Below are 21,497 nucleotides of genomic sequence, written 5' to 3'. Positions count from 1 at the left end.
GGACCTGCCCGCCCCGGACACCGTCCGGCTGTTCACATGGGGGGCACCTCGGTGACGAAACGGCGCTTCATCGTGGCGACCACCTCGTCGGGGTCGGCCGCCCACACGTCGGCGTTGAAGATCTCGACCTCCACGTCCCCGCGGTAGCCCGCGGCCCGGACGGCCGCCGTGAGCGGCCCGAAGTCGATCACGCCGTCCCCCATCATGCCGCGGGCGAGCAGGACGTCCGCGGGCAGCGGCACGAGGAAGTCGCTCACCTGGTAGCTCGCGATCCGGTCGCCGGCCCTGGCGATCTGCGCGAGCACGTCCGGGTCCCACCAGACGTGGAAGGTGTCGACGACCACGCCCACCTGCTCCACGGGGTGCCCGTCCGCCAGGTCGAGGGCCTGGGCCAGGGTGGACAGCACGGCCCGGTCCGCGCAGTACATCGGGTGCAGGGGCTCCAGCGCGAGCCGGACGCCGCGCTCTCCCGCGTACGGGGCGAGCACGTCCAGCGCCCGGGCCACCCGCTCGCGGGCGAGGGCGAGGTCGCGGCTGAGACCGCCGCTCGGGGAGCCGCCGGGCACGACCCCCGGCAGGCCGCCGACGACCAGCACGAGGCAGGCGGCGCCGAGGGCGGCGGCCTCGTCCACCGCCGCCCGGTTGTCGTCGAGGTTGCCGTCGTCGCCCGTGAGGAAGCCGCCCCGGCACAGCGACGAGACCCGCAGGCCGGCGTCCGCGACGAGCCGGGCGGCCGCGGCCGGTCCGTGCTCGGCCACCTTCTCCCGCCACAGCCCGATCGACCGGATCCCGTGCCGGACGCAGCCGTCGACGGCCTGCTCCAGCGTCCAGCCCCTGGTCGTCCACTGGTTGAGCGACAACCGGTCCAGCCGGGGGTCTCCGGGAGCGGGCGTCTCCACGCCGGCCGGGCGGGCGCCTGCCAGAGTGTCGCTCACCCGGTCACCCCCGCCGTGGCGAGCAGCGCGCGCATGCGGGCGGCGGCGAGGTCGGGGTCGGGCAGCAGCCCGGCCCGGTCGGCCAGGCGGAACACCTCGGCCAGATGGGTGATCGACCGGCCGCTCTGCGCGCCGTTCACCATCGCGAACGCGTCCTGGTGCCCGGCGAGCCACGCGAGGAACACGATCCCGGTCTTGTAGTGGTACGTCGGCGTCTCGAAGATCTTCCGGGCCAGCGGCACGGTGGGGGCGAGCACGGCGTCGAAGCGCGCCCGGTCCCCGGCGTCGAGGGCCTGGAACGCGGCGGCCGCGGCGGGCGCGATCGGGTCGAAGACCCCGAGCAGCGCATGGCTGCCGCCGCCGATCAGCTCGGGGTAGTTGAAGTCGTCGCCCGTGTAGAGGCGGACGCCCTCCGGCAGCCGCTCCCGCAGCCGCACCTCGTGCGCCGCGTCGAGCAGCGACACCTTGACACCGTCGACGGAGCCCGCGTGCTCGTGCACAAGCCCGAGGAACGTCTCGGTCGCCGCGTCGAGGTCGCGCGACCCCCAGTAGCCCGCGAGCTGGGGGTCGAACATCTCGCCCAGCCAGTGGAGGATCACCGGCCGCCCGGTCTGGGTCAGGAGCCGGTCGTACACCTTGCGGTAGTCCTCCGGCCCGCCGGCGGCCCGGGCGAGCTGACGGCTAGCCATGATGACGACCCCCGCGCCGGCCTCCTGGACGGCCTCGATCTGCTCCAGGTAGCCCGCGACCACCTCCTCCAGAGTGGCCGAGGGCGGCAGGTGGTCGGTGCCGGCCCCGCAGGCCACGAGGTCGGCGGGATCGCCGAACTCCCGCGCCGCGTCGGCGCTGCGCCGGATCAGCTCGCGGGTCGCCGGCCAGTCGAGCCCCATGTTGCGCTGCGCCGTGTCCATCGCGTCCGCCACCCGGAGCCCGTACGACCAGAGGTGGCGGCGGAAGCGGAGGGTCGCGTCCCAGTCGAGGACGGCCGGGGCGCCCGGGGTGTTGTCCGCGAGCGGGTCGGCCACGACGTGGGCGGCGGCGTAGGCGACGCGGCTCGACGGCACGGCGGGCGGCGGCGTCCAGGCGACCGGCTCGCCGAGCTGGTGGCGCTCCAGCCGGCCGTCCGGGAGAGGGAGGGTGATCGCGGTCACGGGTGGATCTCCGGCACCTCGACGCGCACGCCCCGGGCCGAGGAGCGCAGGCCGAGCTCGGCCAGCTGCACGCCCCGCGCGCCGGAGGCGAGGTCGTACGGGAAGGGCGCGTCCTCGACGACGTGGCGGACGAACATCTCCCACTGGGTCTTGAAGCCGTTGTCGAAGTCCGCGTTGTCCGGGACCTCCTGCCACTGCTCCCGGAACGGCTCGGTGGCCGGAAGGTCGGGGTTCCAGACGGGCTTGGGTGTGGCGGCCCGGTGCTGCACCCGGCACCGGCGCAGCCCGGCCACGGCGCTGCCGTGCGTGCCGTCCACCTGGAACTCCACCAGCTCGTCCCGGTTCACCCGGACGGCCCAGGAGGAGTTGACCTGCGCGATGACGCCGCCCGCCAGCTCGAAGATCGCGTAGGCCGCGTCGTCGGCCGTGACCTTGTACGGCCGGCCCTGCTCGTCCACGCGCTCCGCGATGTGGGTGACCGCCCGTGCCGTCACCGCCTCCACCCGCCCGAACAGGGTCTCCAGCACGTACGCCCAGTGGGGGAACATGTCGAGCACGATCCCGCCGCCGTCCTCGGCGCGGTAGTTCCACGAGGGCCGCTGGGCCGGCTGCCAGTCGCCCTCGAACACCCAGTAGCCGAACTCGCCCCGGACCGAGAGGATCCGCCCGAAGAAGCCGCCCTCGACCAGCCGCCGGAGCTTGAGCAGCCCGGGCAGGAAAAGCTTGTCCTGCACGACGCCGTTCTTCACGCCGGCGTCGCGCGCGACGCGGGCCAGGGCGATCGCGTCCTCCAGCGTCTCGGCCGTCGGCTTCTCGGTGTAGACGTGCTTGCCCGCCTCGACGGCCCGGGTGACGGCGGCCACCCTCGCCTGGGTGGTCTGGGCGTCGAAGTAGACGTGGACGCCGTCGTCGGCGAGCGCGGCGTCGAGGTCGGTGGTCCAGTCGGGGATGCCGTGCCGTGCCGCGATGTCCTCGAGTTTCGCCGCGTTCCGCCCGACGAGCACGGGCCGCAGCAGGACGCGTCCGCCGTCCGACAGCGTGACCCCGCCCTGCTCGTTGATCGCCAGCACCGATCGGACCAGGTGCTGCCGGTAGCCCATGCGCCCGGTCACGCCGTTCATGGCGACGCCGAGGGTGTGCATCGGATCCCCTCTCAGTTCGGAAAGCGCTTTCCGCCCATGGACCGTACGACCGGGGGCGCCGCCGCGTCAACCGGCGGTCGCGGGGGCGCACTCCCGCCAAGGCGGCCGGGCAGGCCATGATGAGGACCATGGGTGCGGGTTCGAGGGCCGGGCGATGACGGCGGAGCGGCGCGGCGTGGTCACGCTCGAGGACGTGGCGCGAGAGGCGGGCGTGTCCCTCGCCACGGCCTCCCGGGCGGTCAACGGCAGCACGCGCAACGTCGGGCCGGAGATCCGCGAGCGGGTCGAGCGGGCGGCCCGCGCGCTCAACTACACGGCGAACGCGCAGGCCCAGGCCATGGCGCGGGGCCGGACCAACGTGGTCGGGCTCGTCGTGCAGGACATCGAGGACCCCTACTTCTCCTCGATCGCGGCCGGCGCCATGCGGGTGGCCGAGGCCAACCGGCTCATCGTCAGCATCGCCAGCACCCAGCGCCGGCCGGACAAGGAGATCGAGTACGTCGCGTCGCTGCGCGGGCTGCGGGCCGCCGCGATCGTCATCGCCGGGTCGCGCACCGACGACAGGGAGGCGCTCGGACGGCTGGGCGAGGAGCTCGCCGCGTTCGAGCGGTCGGGCGGCCGGGTCGCCCTGATCAGCCAGCGGCGGCTGCCGGTGGACACGGTCGTCGTCGCCAACCGGGCGGGCGCCCGCGACCTGGCGGCCCGGCTGGCCGGGCTCGGCTACCGCCGGTTCGGCGTGCTGGCCGGCCCGCCGGGGCTGCTCACCGCGGCCGACCGCCTGGCCGGGTTCACCGAGGGGCTGGCCGCGGCCGGTCTGTCCGTGCCGCCGGACGCGGTCGCCCGTGGGGACTTCAACCGCGACGGCGGGCACGCCGCGATGCTCCGCCTGCTCGACCACGGGCCGCGCGTGGAGTGCGTGTTCGCCGTGAACGACGTGATGGCGGTGGGGGCCATCGCCGCGCTGCGGTCGCGCGGGCTCGACCGCGGCGTGGCCGTCGCGGGCTTCGACGACATCGTCACGCTGCGGGACGTCACGCCCGCGCTGACCACGGTCCGGCTGCCCCTGGTCGAGATCGGGGAGGCCGCGCTGCGCATGGTGCTGTCCGAGCCCGCCGCACGCCCGCGGTCGCGGCGGATCCAGGGCGAGGTCGTCGTGCGGGAGAGCACGCCCGGCGTCCCCTCCCGCTGACGGCGCCGTCTCACATCCGCGCGCCGGCGGGCTCGGCGGGCGAGAGCGTGTGCACCCGGACGGCCTGCCGTACGCGCAGTTCGAGCTCGTCGAGCTCGGCCGCCGTGGGCGCGTCGATGAGGAACGACACGGCCCGGTCGTCGGAGCTGTGCAGCGGTCCCAGCAGGTCGCCGGGGTCCTTGGTGACGAGGACGGCGCGCAGGGCGGGCGGGTCCCCGGGGGCGCCCGGCTCGATCTCCGGCCACAGGCCGCCCTCGCCCACCCACTGGGGGACGATGCCCGGCCAATCCACGGTGACGTCGGCGAGCAGGCCGGGCTCGTGCTCCAGGTAGACCTGCCGGGCGTACCGCCGGGGCGCCGGGTAGTCGGCGGGCTCCCCGAGCGCGATCCGGACGATCGCGGGTTCGAGCGGGACGCCGGTGGCCAGCAGGTAGAGGATCGACAGCCCGTCGCCGGGAGTGCGGGCGGCCACCTCCATCAGGTACGGCCGGCCGGAGGCGTCCACCCGCCACTCGGCGTGCGCGATGCCGTTCCGGAACGCCAGGGCCTCGAGCATCCGCCGGTTGGCGTCGAGGATCACGTCGTCCACGCCCTCGATGTCGTTGGGGACCGAGTGGGCCAGCTCGACGAAGCAGCGGGTGCCCGACTCGGTCGTCTCCTTACGGGTCACCGAGGCGAAGAAGAGCCGGCCGTCCTGCACCAGGCTCTCCACGGAGAACTCCTGGCCGGCCACCTTCTCCTCGACCAGCACCGTCTCGTGCGGCAGGTACGAGCCGAACTGGGCGCGCAGCTCCGCCGCGTCGGCGACGGTCTCGACCCCGGAGCTGGAGTGCCGGCCGGTGGGCTTCACGACGACCGGGTACCGGACGGCGTCCGCGTCGAACGACCGCCGGCGGGCCGGCGGGACGACCGTGGAGGCCGGGCTGAACTCGGGCAGGTACCACCGCTGGAGGTACTTGCTGCGGCAGGCCCGGGTCGCCCGCAGGCCGGGTGAGGGCAGCCCCAGGGCGTCGGCGAGCAGCCCCGTCGGCTCCACCAGCGTCTCGCCCACGGCGTAGACGCCCCTGATCGCGTAGCGCTCCCGCCAGTCGCGGACGCTCGAGATCACGCCGGCCGTGAACGAGTTCTCCGTGTTGACGTCGCCGTCGACGAACGCGACCTCCGTGATGGCCGAGGCGGGGTGGTCCGGGTCGGCCGTCTGGACCAGCGCCTGCTCGCGCCAGACGGAGGGGGTGACCACGAGGATCGTGAGCCCCCGGCGGGACAGCTCCTGCAGGTAGAGCGGAGCGCGGCAGATCACCAGGAACGAGCCGGTGAGGACGAACGCGTCGGGCTTCATTTCGACACCGCCACCTTTCACGTGCATTCGCGGCTCCGATTTCGGCGAGCGCCTTTCGCGTTCCCGTGCCGCACCGTTTTACCGACTGGAGGCTACGATTCCCCGCCGCGCCGGGTCAACGGATTCCGGTGCCGTACGGGCCGTTTCGAGGGCCTACGACCTGCGGCGCAGGGGTCGACTGGGGGTGCGGAGGGGTGGTCCGGTGAATCGGCGGGCCGGCGGACGGCGCCCTTTCCGGACGGATTTCCGCGGCTATTCATGTGGGGTCGTTAGGGGTTGTGACACCACCTCCCCGCTGCGAATTCTTGAATCGCCGGAACGTGACGGCGATCCATTCGACTCCGTTCATTGGAGGGTTGGTCAGATGGCTGGCAACGGCGCCGGAGACGGCGGCCTGGAGGCGCTCCGGGCGACGCTCGACGGGATCGACGAGTCGCTGCTCGACCTGCTGCGCAGGCGCATCGAGTGCTGCGTCGACATCGCGCACGTGAAGCGCGAGCACGGCGTGCCGATGATGCAGCCGCACCGGATCGGCGTGGTCCAGCAGCGGGCGGCGCGGTACGCCGGCGAGCACGGGATCGATCCCGGATTCCTGCGCCGGCTCTACGACCTCATCATCGCCGAGACCTGCCGCGTCGAGGACCTGGTGATCGGCGATGTCACCGCCGTGTAGCGGCGCGCACCCAGCTATCCACCCACGGCATGGAGGGCAGCCAGGAATGAGAACGATCCTGATCGACAATTACGACTCGTTCACCTACAACCTCTACCAGCTTCTGGGGGAGGTGAACGGCCGGCCGCCGGTCGTGGTCCGCAACGACACCGACTGGTCGCAGGTGCCGATCGAGGAGTTCGACAGCGTCGTGATCTCCCCGGGACCGGGCCGGCCCGACCGGGCCCGCGACTTCGGGGTGAGCGCCCGCGCGATCCGCGAGAGCGGGCTCCCGGTGCTCGGCGTCTGCCTCGGCCACCAGGGCATCTGCCACCTGTTCGGGGGAACCGTCACGCACGCCCCGCAGCCGATGCACGGCCGGATCTCCCAGGTGATCCACACGGGTGACGACATCTTCGCCGGCCTGCCCTCGCCGTTCTCCGTGGTGCGCTACCACTCGCTGGCCGCGACCGAGCTGCCCGAGGAGCTGGAGGCGATCGCCTGGACCCAGGACGGCGTGATCATGGGCGTGCGGCACCGCACCGAGCCGATCTGGGGCGTGCAGTTCCACCCCGAGTCGATCAGCAGCGAGCACGGCCGGGAGCTGCTGGCCAACTTCCGCGACCTCGCGTCCGCCCACCGCGCGTCCCGGTCCGCGAACACGGCGGCCGCGCAGGCCGCCGCGCCGTACCAGGTGCACGTGCGCACGCTGCCGGTCCTGCCGGACGCCGAGCGGGCCTACCGGGAGCTGTTCGCCGACGGCGAGCACGGCTTCTGGCTCGACAGCAGCGCGGTCGTCGACGGGCTGTCCCGCTTCTCCTTCATGGGCGACGGCACCGGCCCCCTCGCCGAGTACATCACGTACCGGGTGGCCGAGGGGGCGGTCCGGGTCCGGCGCTCCGACGGCACCGAGGAGCGGGTCGAGCGGCCGTTCTTCGAGTACCTCGACGAGCAGCTCAGGCGGCGGAACGTCCCGGCGCCCGACGGCCTGCCGTTCGACTTCAACCTCGGGTACGTCGGCTACCTGGGCTACGAGCTCAAGGCCGAGGCCGGCGGGTCGGACGCGCACACGGCCGAGGAGCCCGACGCGGCCATGCTGTTCGCCGACCGGATGCTCGTCCTCGACGACGTCGAGGGCGTCTCCTACCTGCTGGCGCTGACGGAGGGCCCGGACGCCGGCGGCGAGGCCGTGGCCTGGCTCGACGACACCGCGGCCCGGCTGCTGTCCCTCCCGCCGAGCGAGCCGTCGGAGCCCGCGCCGTTCTCCGGCGTCGGCATGAACGACCCGTCGGTGGCCGGCACGGTGGAGCTGCGGCACGACAAGGACGGCTACGTCCAGCGGATCGGGGAGTGCCTGGAGGAGATCTACCACGGCGAGTCGTACGAGATCTGCCTGACCAACTCCGTGACCCTCCGGGCCGTGATCGACCCGCTGCGCACCTACTCCCACCTGCGGCGGATCAGCCCCGTGCCGTACGGCGCGCTGCTGGACTTCCCCGACGTGGCCGTGCTCAGCGCCTCGCCCGAGCGGTTCATGACGATCGGTCCCGACCGGGTCGCCGAGTCCAAGCCCATCAAGGGCACCCGCCCGCGCGGCGCCACCCCGGATGAGGACGAGGCGCTCCGCCACGACCTGCTGAGCCGGGAGAAGGACCGCGCCGAGAACCTGATGATCGTCGACCTGATCCGCAACGACCTCAACACGGTCTGCGAGGTCGGCTCGGTGCACGTCCCGCGGCTGTTCCACGTCGAGACGTACGCGCCGGTGCACCAGCTCGTCTCCACGATCCGCGGGACGCTGCGCCCCGAGGAGTCGGTGGTCACCTGCGTGCGGGCCGCCTTCCCCGGCGGCTCGATGACCGGCGCCCCGAAGATCCGCACGATGGAGATCATCGACCGGCTGGAGGAGGGGCCGCGCGGCGTCTACTCCGGCGCGCTCGGCTGGTTCTCCCTCAGTGGGGCGACCGACCTCAGCATCGTCATCCGCACGCTGGTCGCCACCCGCGACCGGGTCAGCTTCGGCGTCGGAGGAGCGATCGTGGCCCTCTCGGACGCCGAGGAGGAGTTCGAGGAGACGGTCGTCAAGTCCCGCGCCATGGTCACCGCGGTGGTCGCGACCGCCGCACAGGTCGTGGGGGCCTGACGATGGACGCGCCCGGAGCCCTGAGGCGCTGCGTGGTGGTGGGCGGAGCCGGCGCGGTCGGCGGGCTGTTCGCCGACCGGCTGCTCCGGTCGGGCGCCGACGTGCTCGTCGTCGACGCCGCCGCGCCGCTCCCCGGGCGCCTCCCGGGGGCGCGGTTCCTCAAGGGGGACGTCACCGCCCCGGACGGCGGGCTCGCGGCCGAGTTCGGCCGCGCCGACCTCGTCCTGCTGGCCGTCCCCGAGCCGGTGGCGCTGACGGCGGCCGCCGGGGTGGCGGCGGCCATGCGGCCGGGGGCGCTGCTCGCCGACACGCTGTCGGTGAAGGGCCCGATCGTCCGGGAGGTCCGGGCCCGGGCCGCGGCCGTCGAGGCGGTCGCGCTGAACCCGATGTTCGCCCCCTCGCTCGGGTTCGAGGGCCGTCCGGTCGCGGCGGTCGTGGTCCACGACGGCCCCCGCGCCCGCACGCTGCTGGACCTGGTCGGGTCGTGGGGCGGACGGGTCGTCCTCGTGGAGGAGGACGAGCACGACCGGCTCGCGGCGGCCACCCAGGCCCTCACCCACGCGGCCGTGCTGGCCTTCGGGCTGGCGCTGGACCGGCTCGGGGTCGGGGTGGCGGAGCTGGCCGCCGTCGCCCCTCCGCCGCACGCCACCCTGCTCGCGCTGCTGGCCCGCATCGCGTCCGGGACGCCCGAGGTCTACTGGGACGTCCAGGCCGCGAACCCGCAGGCGCCGGCGGCCCGCGAGGCGCTCGCGGCGGGCGTCCGCGACCTGTCCGCCCTCGTCGAGCGGGAGGGGGAGGAGCGGTTCGCCGCCGCCCTCGGGTCGCTGCGCGAGCTGCTCGGCCCCGACCTCGGCTTCTACCGCGACATGTGCGCCCGGATGTTCGGCGGCATGTCCTCCTACCACCCCGACGCCCTGTCCACGAACGTTTCTGAACCGTCAGTAATGACCGAAAGGTGAGAACGATGACCCTGTCCCACGAGACCGTCCTCACTCCGGAGCAGCGCGCCAGGCTGGCCGCCGACCCGGACCTCGGCGGCGGCAACCTGCTGACCAAGGCGATCGAGGCCAACCCGCACCCCGAGCTGCCGTTCATCCACCTGGGCCGCCCGCTGACCGTTCCCAGCGGTGAGCAGCGGACCGAGCTGAGCCTGCTCGACCTCGACGAGCTCGTGCAGAGCTGGTCGGTGTGGTACCTCAAGCAGGGCGTGCGGCCCCGCGACCGGGTGGCCATCTACCTGCACGACTCGTTCGCGTACTCGGTGCACTTCTACGCGCTGGCGCAGATCGGCGCGGTGGCGGTGCTGGTCAACAGCAAGGCCTCCCGGTACATCGCGACCGAGCTGTGCCGGCAGACGAACCCGGTCGGCGTCTACACCGACCTCGACCACCTGGAGATCCTCGGCGAGGAGTTCCACCTGCTGCCGGGCCTGCGGTGGACGCAGGTGGCCGAGGAGCTGCCGGCGCCCCCGCCCGCGAAGCTCCCCCAGGAGGCCCGGTTCCGCCACGTGGACGAGGACCCGGTCTCGATCCTGCACTCGTCCGGCACCACCGGGCGGCCGAAGCCGGTCATCCAGACCCACCGGTCGTGCGTGGCCGGGCCGCGCTTCCGCCTCGTGGACCACCACGAGCAGCCCGGCGCCATCATGATGACCGCGCTGCCGCAGTCGCACCTCGGCTGCATCGCCTACTCCACGTACGCCGTGCTGGGCGGCACCCCGCTCGTCCCCTGGTACGACACGAGCGGCCCGGAGCTCGCCAAGGCCGTGGAGAAGTACCGTCCCACGACGGTCATGGCCTTCGGCCACGCGTACGCCGAGCTGGCGGCGGCCGACCTGCCCGCCGGGGCGATCGACTCGGTCAACGTGTGGATCTCGATCGGCGACGCCGTCCACGAGAAGCACATCAAGACGATCCTCGGCATGCGCAGCCCCGACCGGGCGCCCGCCTCGTTCTTCGACCGGCTCGGCACCACCGAGCTCGGCTGGGGCGTCCTGCTGAAGGTGCGCACGCTGGCCGACGAGCGCAACGACCGCTGCGTGGGCAAGCCCGTCGGCGTCGCCGAGGTGGCCGTGCTGCGCAGGGACGGCACGGAGGCCGACGTCAACGAGGTCGGCCTGCTCGGCGCCAAGGGCCCGGCCATCACCGCGGGCTACTGGAGCGACTCCGACACGACCTACCGCAGCAAGCTGTCGGGCTTCTGGCTCACCGGCGACATGGCCTACCGCGACGAGGCCGGCAACTACTTCCAGGTCGACCGCGCCGTGGACGCCATCGAGACCCCGACGGGCACCGGCTACTCGGTCTTCATGGAGGAGCTCATGCTCAACGAGCTGCCCGAGGTCCTCGACGTCGCCGTCGTGGCCGGCATCCACCGCGGCCGCACGGTCCCGGTGGCGGTCGTCACCTCCAGCGCCGCCAGGCCGGACGCGCAGAAGCTGCTCAACGAGGCGAACGAGGCCCTGCGGGCCGCCGGGCACCCCGAGCTCACCATGCTCGAGGTCGCCAGGAGCGAGGAGGACTTCCCGGTCGGCGTCACCGGCAAGGTCCTCAAGCGCCGTCTCCGCGAGAAGTACAGCTCGCTGTCGACCTACATCCGCGAGGGCGGCGGCAAGTCCCTCGGCACGATCCTCAACGACGTGTTCGTGTGATCGCCCGCCCGGGCCCGGCGGCGACGCCGGGCCCGGGTCCCGCCCCGACAACGACCCGATGCCCTCACACCGATGCGGAGAGGATTCCCATGAGTGACGCCGAGCTGCTGCTCGTGTTCGATTCGAAGGTCGACCGGTCCGGCATCGACGGGTGGACACAGCACTTCGACTCCACCGGTACGACGGCCACGACCTACCGGCTGGGAGCCGTGGACGTGATGGTGGCCCAGGGCCCCGCCACCCGGCTCCCGGCGCCGGAGGACCTGCCGCGGCCGGCGCATACGGTCCGCGCGAGCGGCGGGTTCCGGCTGGGCAGGCGCGAGCTGGTCCCATCGGGGACCAAGGTGTCCATCGGCTCGGCCGTCATCGGGGACGGGGACATCGCCGTCTTCGCCGGCCCGTGCGCGGTGGAGAACCGGGAGCAGATGCTGTCCACGGCCAACGCCGTCGCCGGCCACGGCGCGGTCGGCCTGCGCGGCGGCGCGTTCAAGCCCCGGACCACGCCGTACTCCTTCCAGGGCCTCAAGTGGGCCGGGCTGGAGCTGCTGGCCGAGGCCAGGGAGGAGACCGGGCTGCCGATCCTCACCGAGGTGGTCGACCCCCGGCACGTGGACCGCATGGCCGAGGTGACCGACGCGTTCCAGATCGGCACCCGCAACATGCAGAACTTCTCGCTGCTCAGCGAGGTGGGCCGCACCGGGATGCCGGTCGTGCTCAAGCGCGGCTTCGGCTGCTCGGTCGAGGAGCTGCTGACGGCCGGGGAGTACATCCTGGCCGAGGGCAACGACCAGCTCGTGCTGTGCGAGCGCGGCATCCGGACCTTCGAGGGGTCCACCCGGTTCACCCTCGACCTGTCGGCGGTGGCGCTGCTCAAGCGGCGCACCCACGTGCCCGTGATGGTCGACCCCAGCCACTCCCTCGGCGTGCCCGAGCTGATCGAGCCGCTCACGCTGGCCGCCGTGGCCGCGGGCGCGGACGCCCTCCTCATCGACGTGCACGTGCAGCCGCAGCAGGCCCTCTGCGACGGCAAGCAGGCGCTGCTCCCGGCCGACTTCGGCCGGATCATGGGGCGGCTGGACTCGCTCGCGCTCGGCCTCGGCCGCCGCCTCGGCATCGGCCCGGCCGCCGACTACTCGCAGATCCACGACGTGCTGACCGGCGACGTCGTCTGACCGCCGCGGCACCCCACCGGACCCCGCCTCCGGCTCGGCCTCCCCGCCGCGCCGGAGGCCGGTTCGCCCTGTTCGCCCGGCCCCCGCCCGATTTCGCCGGACCGGAGGTGAGTCCGATGCGCACGGCCCCGCTCCCCGTGGTCGCCGCGTCCGCCGCCCGCGACCCCCGCCCCGACAGGTCCATCGACGTCCCCACCGACTCGCACTGCCCGTACTGCGCGCTGCAGTGCGGCATGTCCCTGTCCCCGGCCGGGCGCACCTCGGTCCGGGTACGTCCCCGGGACTTCCCGACGAACGGCGGCGGCCTGTGCCAGAAGGGCTGGACCTCGGCCGCCCTGCTGGGCTCGCCCGCCCGGCTCACCACCCCGCTCGTCCGCTCGGGCGGCGTCCTGCGGCCCGCGAGCTGGGACGAGGCGCTCGGTCTCGTCGCCGGACGGCTCCGGGAGATCGTCGCCGAGCGGGGACCGGACGCCGTCGCGCTCTTCGGAGGCGGCGGGCTCACGAACGAGAAGGCCTACCTGCTCGGCAAGTTCGCCCGGGTGGCCGTGGGCACCTCGCAGGTGGACTACAACGGCAGGTTCTGCATGTCGTCGGCCGCCGCCGCGGCCAACCGGGCCTTCGGGCTCGACCGCGGGCTGCCGTTCCCGGTCACCGACCTGGACGGCGCCGACGTCGTGCTGCTCGCCGGGGCCAACCCGGCCGAGACCATGCCGCCGTTCCTGTCCCACCTGCGCAGGGCGACCGAGGCCGGCGGCCTGATCGTCGTCGACCCCCGGCGCACCCCGACCGCCGAGCGGGCCGCCCTGCACCTGGCGCCCGCCCCCGGCACCGACCTCGCGCTCGCCCTCGGCATCCTGCACGCCGCCGTCGCGGACGGGCACCTCGACCGCGACTACGTCCGGGACCGCACGGCCGGGTTCGACGACGCGTGGCGGCTCGCCGCGGCCTGGTGGCCCGAGCGCGCCGAGCGGGTGACCGGTGTGGCGGCGGCCGACCAGCGGCGGGCGGCCGCCCTGCTGGCCGGGGCGTCCGGCGCGTACGTGCTCACCGGCCGGGGCGTCGAGCAGCACGCCACCGGCGTCGACACGGCCGGCGCCTGGATCAACCTGGCCCTCGCCCTCGGCCTGCCCGGCCGTCCCGGCTCCGGCTGGGGCTGTCTCACCGGGCAGGGCAACGGCCAGGGCGGCCGCGAGCACGGGCAGAAGGCCGACCAGCTGCCCGGCTACCGGCGGATCGACGACCCGGCGGCCCGCGCGCACGTCGCCCGCGTCTGGGGCGTCCATCCGGACGCGCTGCCGGGGCCGGGCCGCTCGGCCTACGAGCTGCTCGACGCGCTCGGCACGCCCGGCGGGCCGTCCGCGCTGCTCGTCTTCGGCAGCAACCCCGTCGTGTCGGCCCCGCACGCGCGTCGCGTGGCCGGCCGGCTGGCGGCGCTCGACCTGCTGGTCGTGGCCGACATCGTGCTGTCGGAGACGGCGCTCGCCGCCGACGTGGTGCTGCCGGTGACCCAGTGGGCCGAGGAGGACGGCACGCTCACCAACCTGGAGGGGCGCGTCCTGCTGCGCCGCCGGGCGCTGCCGCCCCCCGCCGGGGCGCGGACCGACCTGGAGGTGCTCCACGGCCTCGCCGTACGGCTTGGGCAGCCGCCGGAGCGGTTCCCCGCCGATCCCGAGGCGGTGTTCGCGGAGCTGCGGGCGGCCTCGGCCGGCGGGCCCGCGGACTACTCGGGCGTGACCTACGACCGGCTGCGCGCGGGGGAGGCCCTGCACTGGCCGGTCCCCGCCGAGGACCATCCCGGGACGCCCCGGCTGTTCCTCGACCGGTTCGCCCACCCCGACGGCCGGGCCCGCTTCGCGGCCGTCGACCACACGGGTCCGGCCGAGCCGCCGGACGCCGAGTTCCCCCTGCACGCCGTCACCGGCCGGGTGCTCCAGCACTACCAGTCCGGCGCGCAGACCCGGCGGGTGGAGGAACTGCGGGCCGCCGTCCCCGAGGGGTACGTCGAGGCGCACCCCGACACGGCACGCCGGGCCGGGCTCGGTGACGGCGCCCTGGCCGCGGTCACCTCGCGGCGCGGGAAGGTCGTCGTCCGGGTCCGGTGCGTCGACTCGCTGCCGGCCGACGTGGTGTTCCTGCCGTTCCACTTCCCGGGCGACCAGCGGGCCAACCTGCTGACCAACCCGGCGCTCGACCCGGTCAGCCGGATGCCCGAGTTCAAGGTCTGCGCCGTACGGCTCTCGCCCGCGAGGGAGGCCCGGTCATGAGACGGCGAACGGTGCTGATCGCGGGGTACGGCATGGCCGGCGCCCGGCTGGCCGAGGAGATCCGCCGCCGCGACCCGCGGGGGGACCGGCTGGCCGTCGTCGCGGCCGGCCGGGAGCCCCACCTGCCGTACAACCGGGTGCTGCTGTCCGCCGTCCTGGCGGGCGCGATGTCGCCCGCGTCGGTCCGGCTGCAGGACGAGGCGTGGGCGGCCGGGCACGGCGTCGACCTGCGGAGGGGCCGCGACGTGGTCGCGGTCGACCGCGACCGCCGGGAGGCGCTGCTGGACGACGGGACGACGGTCGCCTACGACGTGCTCGTCCTGGCCACCGGGGCCCGCGCGTGGGTGCCGCCGGTGGAGGGGCTGCTCGCCGACGACGGCGCGCCCGCGCCGGGCGTCGAGACGTTCCGCACGCTGGACGACTGCGCGCGGATCGAGGCGGCGGCGCGCGGCGGCGCCGAGGTGGCTGTGCTCGGCGGCGGGCTGCTCGGCCTGGAGGCGGCCCGCGGGCTGGCCGGCCGGGGCGTCCCCGTCACCGTGGTCCACCCGGTGGGCCACCTCATGGAACGCCAGCTCGACCCGGGAGCCGGTGACGTGCTCGCGCGCACGCTGCGCGGGCTCGGCGTGCGGGTGCGGCTGAACGCCCGCGCGGTCCGCTACCTCCCCGGCGACGGGCTCAAGCTCGACGACGGCCTGGTGCCCGCCGACCTGGTCGTCGTGTCGGCCGGGGTGCGGCCGGAGACCGGCCTGGCGGAGGCCGCCGGGCTGGAGGTCGACCGGGGCGTCGTCGTGGACGACGACCTGCGGACGAGCGACCCGGCCATCCGCGCCATCGGCGACTGCGCCCGGCACCCGGGCACCGTCTCCGGGCTCGTCCAGCCGGCCTGGGAGCAGGCGGCGGCGCTCGCGGGGCTGCTGCTCGGCGAGGCCACGCCGTACCGGGGGACGTCGGTGGTGACCCGGCTCAAGGCGAGCGGGGTCGACCTGGCCGCGCTCGGCGACGTGCACACCGCGCCGGACGACCCGGACACCGAGGTGCTCTGCCTCACCGACGCCGCGAGGGGGCGCTACGCCAAGCTCGTGGTCCGCGACGAGCGGGTGGCGGGCGCCATCGCGCTCGGGCTGCCCGACGCCGCCGCCGCGATCACCCGCTTCTACGACGGCGGCATCCCGGTGCCCGCCGACCGGCTCGCGCTGCTGCTCGGCCGGGCCCTCCCCGACGGCGCGGCCGGAGGCGGCGGCGCGGACCCGGCGGCGCTGCCGGCGTCGAGCGTGGTCTGCCGCTGCAACTCCGTCAGCAAGGAGCGGCTGGTCGCGGCCTGGCGCGCGGGGGCGGCGGACGTCCCGGCGCTGGCCACGGCCACCCGGGCGACGACCGGCTGCGGCACCTGCCGCGACACGGTGGCGGGCGTCGCCCGATGGCTCGCCGCCCAGCCCGCCACGGCCCGATGAACGACCCATGAAGGACTGACGGACCCGACCGACGAGGAGATCGGCATGGACACGACGACGGCGGCCGCCCCGCGCGGCCGGAGGTGGATCGAGCGCTGGGATCCGGAGGACGAGGAGTTCTGGGAGACCACGGGGCGGCGGGTGGCCCGGCGCAACCTGGCCTTCTCGGTCTTCACCGAGCACATCGGCTTCGCCATCTGGGTGCTGTGGTCGGTGGTGGTGCTCAGCCTGCCGGCGGCCGGGCTGCCGATGAGCGTGTCGGAGTCGTTCTGGCTGGTCTCGCTGCCGAACCTGATCGGCGCGGCCATCCGGATCCCCTACACGTTCGCCGTGCCGCGCTTCGGCGGCCGGGCCTGGACGACGGTCTCGGCGGCGATGCTGCTGATCCCGACCTCGCTGCTGGCGTTCGTCGTGCCGAGCGGCTGGCTGGCCGCGCAGCCGCACGGCACCCAGTTCGCCGTGCTGCTCGCCTGCGCGGGGGTGGCCGGCGTCGGCGGCGGCAACTTCTCCTCGTCGATGGCGAACATCTCGTTCTTCTATCCCGAGCGCCGCAAGGGCTTCGCGCTCGGCCTGAACGCCGCCGGGGGCAACCTCGGCGTCGCCGTGGTGCAGCTGCTCGTCCCGCTGGTCGTCATCGTCGGCGTGCCGAGGGCGCTGGTCGGCAAGCAGGTCCACCTGGCCTACGCCGGTCTGATGTGGATGCCGTTCATCGTGGTCGCCGGGGTGTGCGCGTGGCTGTTCATGGACAGCCTGACGGAGGCGAAGGCCGACACCCGGGCGTACGCGTCGGCGCTGCGGCACGGGCAGACGTGGATCGTGTCGGCGCTGTACATCGGCACGTTCGGCTCGTTCATCGGGTTCTCGTTCGCGCTGCCGCTGGTGATCAAGACGACGTTCCCCGAGTTCCTGGCGCAGCACGCGTTCATCCGCGACTACCTCGCGGGGCTCGGCTTCGCCGGGGCGCTGGTCGGCTCGGCCGCCCGGCCGTTCGGCGGCTGGCTGTCCGACCGCTTCGGGGGCGCTCGGGTGACGCTCGCCGTGTTCGCCGGGATGGTGCTGGCCACGATGGCGGCGGCCGCGGGGGTGCAGCGGCACCAGTTCGCCCTGTTCTTCGGGGCGTACATGGTGGTCTTCGCCTGCTCGGGCATCGGGAACGGCTCGACCTACCGGATGATCCCGGTCATCTTCGGCGAGCTCGGCCGCAAGGAGGCGGCCGCCCGGGGGCTCGACCCGGCCGAGACCGTGACGGCCTTCAAGCGGCGGGCCGCGGCGGTCATCGGCATCGCCGGGGCCATCGGGGCGTTCGGCGGCTTCCTCATCCAGCAGGCGTTCCGCCTGGCCAGCCTCGACGTCGCGGCGGCCATGAAGGGCAAGGCCGGCCCGGTGGCGGCCCGCGTCGCCCAGGAGCACGCGAGCTGGTCGCTGCCCGCTCTGTGGGTGTTCGCCGGGGCGTACGTGCTGCTCGCCGGCGTCACCTGGTGGGTCTACCTGCGCCGCGCCCTGCTGGTCCGGCGCGCGCCGAGCCTCGCGTACGCCGAGGTCTGACCCGCTCAAAGGAGGGACTGCGATGACCAGCGGGACGTTCTCCCGGCTCGGCGAGAGCCTGCCGGCCCTGCGTGTGGAGCCCGTCGACGACGGCCCGGCCCTGCGCCGGTACCCCGGCCTCGTCACCTGCCGGGACCTCATCGGCGGCACCACCCTGCTGGACGTGCCCTCCCCCGAGGGCGGCGCCCGGATCGTCGCCAAGTGCGAGTTCGAGAACCCGGCCGGGTCGATCAAGGACAGGATCGCGTACGGCCTGCTGTGCCAGGCGATCCGCGACCACGACGAGGACGGGCCGCCGCTGCGGATCCTCGGCTGGTCGTCCGGCAGCCTGGCCCGGGCGTTCGGGTACCTGCGGGCGTTCACCGGAATCCCGATGCGGTTCGCGCTCCCGGCGTCCGTCCCGCCGAGCTGGCTGCGCGCCATCCAGGCGTACGGCGTCCGGGTCGACCTCGTGGACGACGCGGCCGGTGAGGCGGGTCTCGCCGGCCGCGCACTGGAGATCGCCGCGACGGAGCCCGGATGGACGTCCATCGACATCCACGACCTCCCCGTCGTGGCGGTCCACCGGTACGGGACGGGGGAGGAGATCCTCCGCGAGCTCGGCGGGCGCCGGCCCACCCACTGGGTCGGCGGGCTCGGCTCGGCCGGCGCGCTCGCCGGGGTGGCGCTGGCCCTGCGGAGCCGCTTCCCCGACCTGGGCGTCGTCGCGGTCACCCCCGCCGACATGCCGTACGGGACGGAGGAGGGGCCGGCGCCCTCGGCGGGCGACGGGGCGGGGGACGGCCTCCCGCACCCGTTCGTGGAGGCGTTCGTCCCGGACGCGGTCCACGTCTCGGTCACGGCTCAGGACGCGTTCGCGGCGATGCGGCGCTTCCTGCGCCTGACCGCCATCCGGGTCGGCGGCGCCTCGGCCGCCGGCTGGCTGGCCGCCTGGCGCCTGGCGGCGACGCTGCCGCCCGACGCGCTCGTCGTGACGGTCCTCACCGACAGCGGGCCGCCCGAGGAATGGGAGCGCGCGAACAATTCGTAGCGCTTTCGCATAACGAAAGTTGTAGGCCGGATGTTCCTTCGTTATCCGGGCCGGTCACAAGGGTTACCCGTCATTGTGTGGCATCTCGTTCGTGCCTAATCTGCTGGTCAGAGGGCCAGTCCCAGCGGCCGGACGGTAATGGGAAGGACAGTGAAATGGCTCAACAAATAAGGGTGGAAAAGCCCAGGAAGCCGAAGCCGAATTCGCTTGACCTACGCACTCCGTCCGGCCGCCGGCTTCCTTACTGATGCCGGACAACGGCCCCGGGACGCACCACACCACCAGCGGAAGGGAGGGATCCCGGTGAGCAACCTGGTCATGGTCATGCCGTACCGGGCCTTCGTCATCAAGGCCCGGGAGGAGGGGCACCGGATCTGCGCGATCTGGGACCCCACCCTGCAGACGGCCGACTATCTGCACGGCATCGCCGAGCTCGCCGACGCGTTCGTGCTCACGGACTTCTCCGACCCCGTCGTCTTCGACCGGGCCGTGCGGCGGGCCGCGCAGGACTTCGACGCCGACGCGATCTACCACATCGGGGCCGAGGACAGCATGCTCGCGACCTACCGGATCGCCGAGGAGCTGGGCAAGGCCGTCAACCCGAGCCGCTCGATCGAGCTGCTCAACGACAAGCTCGCCATGCGCCGGCTGCTGGCCGAGCACGGCATGTCGCCGGTGCGCTTCGCCACCGCCGACCGGTGGCAGGACGTGCCGGCGCTGCTCGGCGGCTTCGAGCTCCCGGTCGTCGTCAAGCCGACCGAGCTGGCCGGCAGCCGCGGCGTGTACCTGCTCCACCACGCCGGCCAGGTCGAGGAGTGGGGGCGGCTGCTCGACTCCTGCGACTACCGCGGCCCGGTCCTCGTGGAGGAGTACCTGCGCGGGCCCGAGTTCAGCGTCGAGACGCTCAGCGACGGCGGACGGCACCAGGTGGTGGGCGTGACGCGCAAGGTCCTCGGGCCGCCGCCGCTGTTCGTCGAGGCGGGCCACGTCCACCCGGCGCCGGACGGGCCGGACACCCGGGCCATCGGAGAGCTGGCCGTGCGCCTGCTCACGGCCGCCGGCTACCGGACCGGGCCGGCCCACACCGAGGTCATCTGGACCTCGTCCGGCCCCCGGATCGTCGAGTCGCAGGCCCGGCTCGGCGGCGACCAGATCCCCCGGCTGGTGCAGCTCAGCACCGGGATCGACATCGAGCGGGCGGTCTTCCGCATCCTCGGCGGCCGCGCCCCCGGCCCCCGCGAGCGGCGGCGCGTCGCCCACATCGCGTACTTCTCCTTCACCCCGGGGCTGGTCAGGTCGGTGCAGGGCGTGGAGGAGGCGCGGGCCCTCGGCTTCGTCGACATGCTGGAGATGCCCTTCCAGCCGGGCGGCCGGGTGCCGGTGACCGTCGACTGGCGCACCAGGCACGGCTTCGTCGTCGTCAGCGGCGACACCGAGGAGCAGGCGCTGGCGCGGGCCCGGCACGTCCAGTCGCTCGTCCGCGTCGAGGTCGAGCCGGACGAGATCGCGGCGCGGGTGCCCGCCGGGGCGGGCGCGCCGTCATGAGGCTCGCCGCGCTCCACCCCAACCTGCGCGTCCGGATCGCCGTCGGCTTCGTCCAGCGGCTGCTCGACAGCATGGTCATGTCGTTCATGGCCGTCTACCTCGCCTTCCAGTACGGCGTGGCGGTCGCGGGCGTCCTGGTCGTGGCCGTCATGGCGCTGGGCGTCGTCGGGACCCTGGCCGGCGGCCACATGTCCGACGCGCACGGCAGGCGGCGGACGTTGCTGCTCGGCGAGCTGGGCGTCTGCCTGACGTTCGGGGTCATGGCTGCGGCCGACGCGTGGCACGCCCCGATGGCCGTCTACGCCGGCTACGTCGTCAACAAGTTCGCCGCGAGCTTCGCCATGCCGGCGAACGACGCGATGATCCTCGACGTCACCGGCCCGGAGAGCCGCAAGCTCGTCTACACGATCAACTACTGGTCCATCAACCTGGCCCTGGCCTTCGGCGCCCTGGTCGGCGGCTTCCTCTACAACGGGCACTTCACACTGCTGCTGGGCCTCGCCACGGCGGGCACGGTGGGCATCGCGGCCGCGACGTTCGTCCTGATCGCCGAGACCCGCCCCGACACCCCCGTCCAGGAGACCCGGCAGTCGATCCTGCGGGACTTCGCCTCCGGCTACCGGCTGGTCCTCCAGGACCGGGCCTTCGGTCGGCTGCTCGTCGCCGCCACGCTGTTCATGTCGATCGAGCTGCAGCTCATCAACTACATCGGCGTACGGCTGGCCAGGGACCTGCCACGGCAGGACCTGATACCGGCTCTCCCGTGGACCGTACGAGTCGACGGCGTCGAGATGCTCGGCATCCTGCGGGCGGAGAACACCGTGCTCGTCGTGGTGCTCGCGCTCGTGGCCCACGTCGTGCTGCGGCGCGTGCCCGACCGCGTGCGGCTCTACGCGGGGGCCGGGCTGTTCACCGCCGGCTACATGGTGCTGGCCGTCAGCGACACGGGCTGGGTGCTGCTGCTGGCCGCGCTCGTCCTCACGATCGGCGAGCTCATGGACGTGCCGGTCCGGCAGACGCTGCTCGCCGACATGGTGCCAGACGGCGCCCGCACCCGCTACATGGCCGTGTACAACCTCAACATCCGGATCGCGCTCGTCGTCGCCTCGGCGTGCATCACGGTCGGGTCGGTCGTCCCGCCGTGGGGCATGGCCGCCCTCTACGGCCTGTTCGGCCTGGTGATCATCTCGCAGTACCGCGCGATCCTCGCCCCGTCCGCCGCCCGCCCCGCGCTCGCGCGGGCCTGAGGGGCTGCCGGACCGCCCACCCCGTCCCCGCCCCCGTCCGCG

At 74.0% G+C, this 21,497-nt stretch carries 16 protein-coding genes; 12 read left to right on the top strand and 4 right to left on the bottom strand.

The features are described 5' to 3' along the window. Nucleotides 1-32 precede the first annotated feature (32 nt). From MPTA5024_RS13640 to MPTA5024_RS13630, 3 genes are read right to left on the bottom strand one after another with little or no spacing between them, the layout of a single operon-like run. Entirely contained in the window at nucleotides 33-935 is a 903-nt protein-coding gene (locus MPTA5024_RS13640) for a sugar phosphate isomerase/epimerase family protein (protein ID WP_036324314.1), read from the bottom strand. Then, nucleotides 932-2,086, bottom strand: coding sequence for a dihydrodipicolinate synthase family protein (locus MPTA5024_RS13635; RefSeq protein WP_036324312.1), 1,155 nt, complete (start codon nucleotides 2,084-2,086; stop codon nucleotides 932-934). Before MPTA5024_RS13635 ends, MPTA5024_RS13640 begins: the two co-directional genes overlap by 4 nt. Further along, nucleotides 2,083-3,228, bottom strand: a complete 1,146-nt coding sequence (locus tag MPTA5024_RS13630) for a Gfo/Idh/MocA family protein (protein ID WP_036324309.1) — start codon at nucleotides 3,226-3,228, stop codon at nucleotides 2,083-2,085. Before MPTA5024_RS13630 ends, MPTA5024_RS13635 begins: the two co-directional genes overlap by 4 nt. A gap of 154 nt (nucleotides 3,229-3,382) precedes the next feature. On the opposite strand from MPTA5024_RS13630, the gene MPTA5024_RS13625 reads away from it, so the two are divergent. After that, complete coding sequence (locus MPTA5024_RS13625; protein WP_036324308.1) at nucleotides 3,383-4,417, top strand: LacI family DNA-binding transcriptional regulator; 1,035 nt, start codon at nucleotides 3,383-3,385, stop codon at nucleotides 4,415-4,417. A gap of 10 nt (nucleotides 4,418-4,427) precedes the next feature. On the opposite strand, the gene MPTA5024_RS13620 is transcribed toward MPTA5024_RS13625, so the two are convergent. Continuing rightward, nucleotides 4,428-5,756, bottom strand: coding sequence for an ATP-grasp domain-containing protein (locus tag MPTA5024_RS13620; RefSeq protein ID WP_157099462.1), 1,329 nt, complete (start codon nucleotides 5,754-5,756; stop codon nucleotides 4,428-4,430). A 364-nt stretch (nucleotides 5,757-6,120) separates the two neighbouring features. Between MPTA5024_RS13620 and MPTA5024_RS13615 the strand changes: the two genes are divergently transcribed. The 11 genes from MPTA5024_RS13615 to MPTA5024_RS13565 all read left to right on the top strand — a co-directional run bounded on the left by MPTA5024_RS13615 (nucleotide 6,121) and on the right by MPTA5024_RS13565 (nucleotide 21,455). After that, nucleotides 6,121-6,429, top strand: a complete 309-nt coding sequence (locus MPTA5024_RS13615) for a chorismate mutase family protein (RefSeq protein WP_051458145.1) — start codon at nucleotides 6,121-6,123, stop codon at nucleotides 6,427-6,429. A 46-nt stretch (nucleotides 6,430-6,475) separates the two neighbouring features. After that, on the top strand, nucleotides 6,476-8,551 hold the full coding sequence (gene pabB / locus MPTA5024_RS13610) for an aminodeoxychorismate synthase component I (RefSeq protein ID WP_036324305.1): 2,076 nt from the start codon (nucleotides 6,476-6,478) through the stop codon (nucleotides 8,549-8,551). A gap of 2 nt (nucleotides 8,552-8,553) precedes the next feature. Further along, entirely contained in the window at nucleotides 8,554-9,510 is a 957-nt protein-coding gene (locus MPTA5024_RS13605) for a prephenate dehydrogenase/arogenate dehydrogenase family protein (RefSeq protein ID WP_051458144.1), read from the top strand. A 5-nt stretch (nucleotides 9,511-9,515) separates the two neighbouring features. Continuing rightward, entirely contained in the window at nucleotides 9,516-11,201 is a 1,686-nt protein-coding gene (locus MPTA5024_RS13600) for a class I adenylate-forming enzyme family protein (RefSeq protein WP_036324303.1), read from the top strand. 89 nt (nucleotides 11,202-11,290) lie between these two features. Continuing rightward, nucleotides 11,291-12,373, top strand: a complete 1,083-nt coding sequence (gene aroF, locus MPTA5024_RS13595) for a 3-deoxy-7-phosphoheptulonate synthase (protein ID WP_063794688.1) — start codon at nucleotides 11,291-11,293, stop codon at nucleotides 12,371-12,373. Nucleotides 12,374-12,606: 233 nt separating this feature from the next. After that, nucleotides 12,607-14,637: a molybdopterin oxidoreductase family protein gene (locus MPTA5024_RS13590; RefSeq protein WP_051458413.1), complete on the top strand. Its 2,031-nt coding sequence runs from the start codon at nucleotides 12,607-12,609 to the stop codon at nucleotides 14,635-14,637. Next, nucleotides 14,634-16,088 carry an FAD-dependent oxidoreductase gene (locus MPTA5024_RS13585; RefSeq protein WP_036324301.1) on the top strand — a complete coding sequence of 485 codons (1,455 nt, stop codon included), beginning with the start codon at nucleotides 14,634-14,636 and terminating at the stop codon, nucleotides 16,086-16,088. The genes MPTA5024_RS13590 and MPTA5024_RS13585 overlap by 4 nt, the downstream gene beginning before the upstream one ends. A 45-nt stretch (nucleotides 16,089-16,133) precedes the next feature. After that, nucleotides 16,134-17,633: an MFS transporter gene (locus tag MPTA5024_RS13580; RefSeq protein WP_036324299.1), complete on the top strand. Its 1,500-nt coding sequence runs from the start codon at nucleotides 16,134-16,136 to the stop codon at nucleotides 17,631-17,633. A gap of 22 nt (nucleotides 17,634-17,655) precedes the next feature. Then, the gene (locus MPTA5024_RS13575; RefSeq protein WP_036324298.1) at nucleotides 17,656-18,663 is read left to right on the top strand and encodes a pyridoxal-phosphate dependent enzyme; all 1,008 of its coding nucleotides are present in this window, start codon (nucleotides 17,656-17,658) and stop codon (nucleotides 18,661-18,663) included. 303 nt (nucleotides 18,664-18,966) lie between these two features. Beyond that, entirely contained in the window at nucleotides 18,967-20,208 is a 1,242-nt protein-coding gene (locus MPTA5024_RS13570; RefSeq protein ID WP_051458143.1) for an ATP-grasp domain-containing protein, read from the top strand. Continuing rightward, on the top strand, nucleotides 20,205-21,455 hold the full coding sequence (locus MPTA5024_RS13565; RefSeq protein WP_036324295.1) for an MFS transporter: 1,251 nt from the start codon (nucleotides 20,205-20,207) through the stop codon (nucleotides 21,453-21,455). The genes MPTA5024_RS13570 and MPTA5024_RS13565 overlap by 4 nt, the downstream gene beginning before the upstream one ends. Nucleotides 21,456-21,497 lie beyond the last annotated feature (42 nt).

This window comes from Microbispora sp. ATCC PTA-5024 (assembly GCF_000511135.2).
Lineage (GTDB): Bacteria > Actinomycetota > Actinomycetes > Streptosporangiales > Streptosporangiaceae > Microbispora > Microbispora corallina.
Note: the sequence above shows the minus strand (reverse complement) of the source record. Positions and strands in the feature narration are given on the sequence as shown.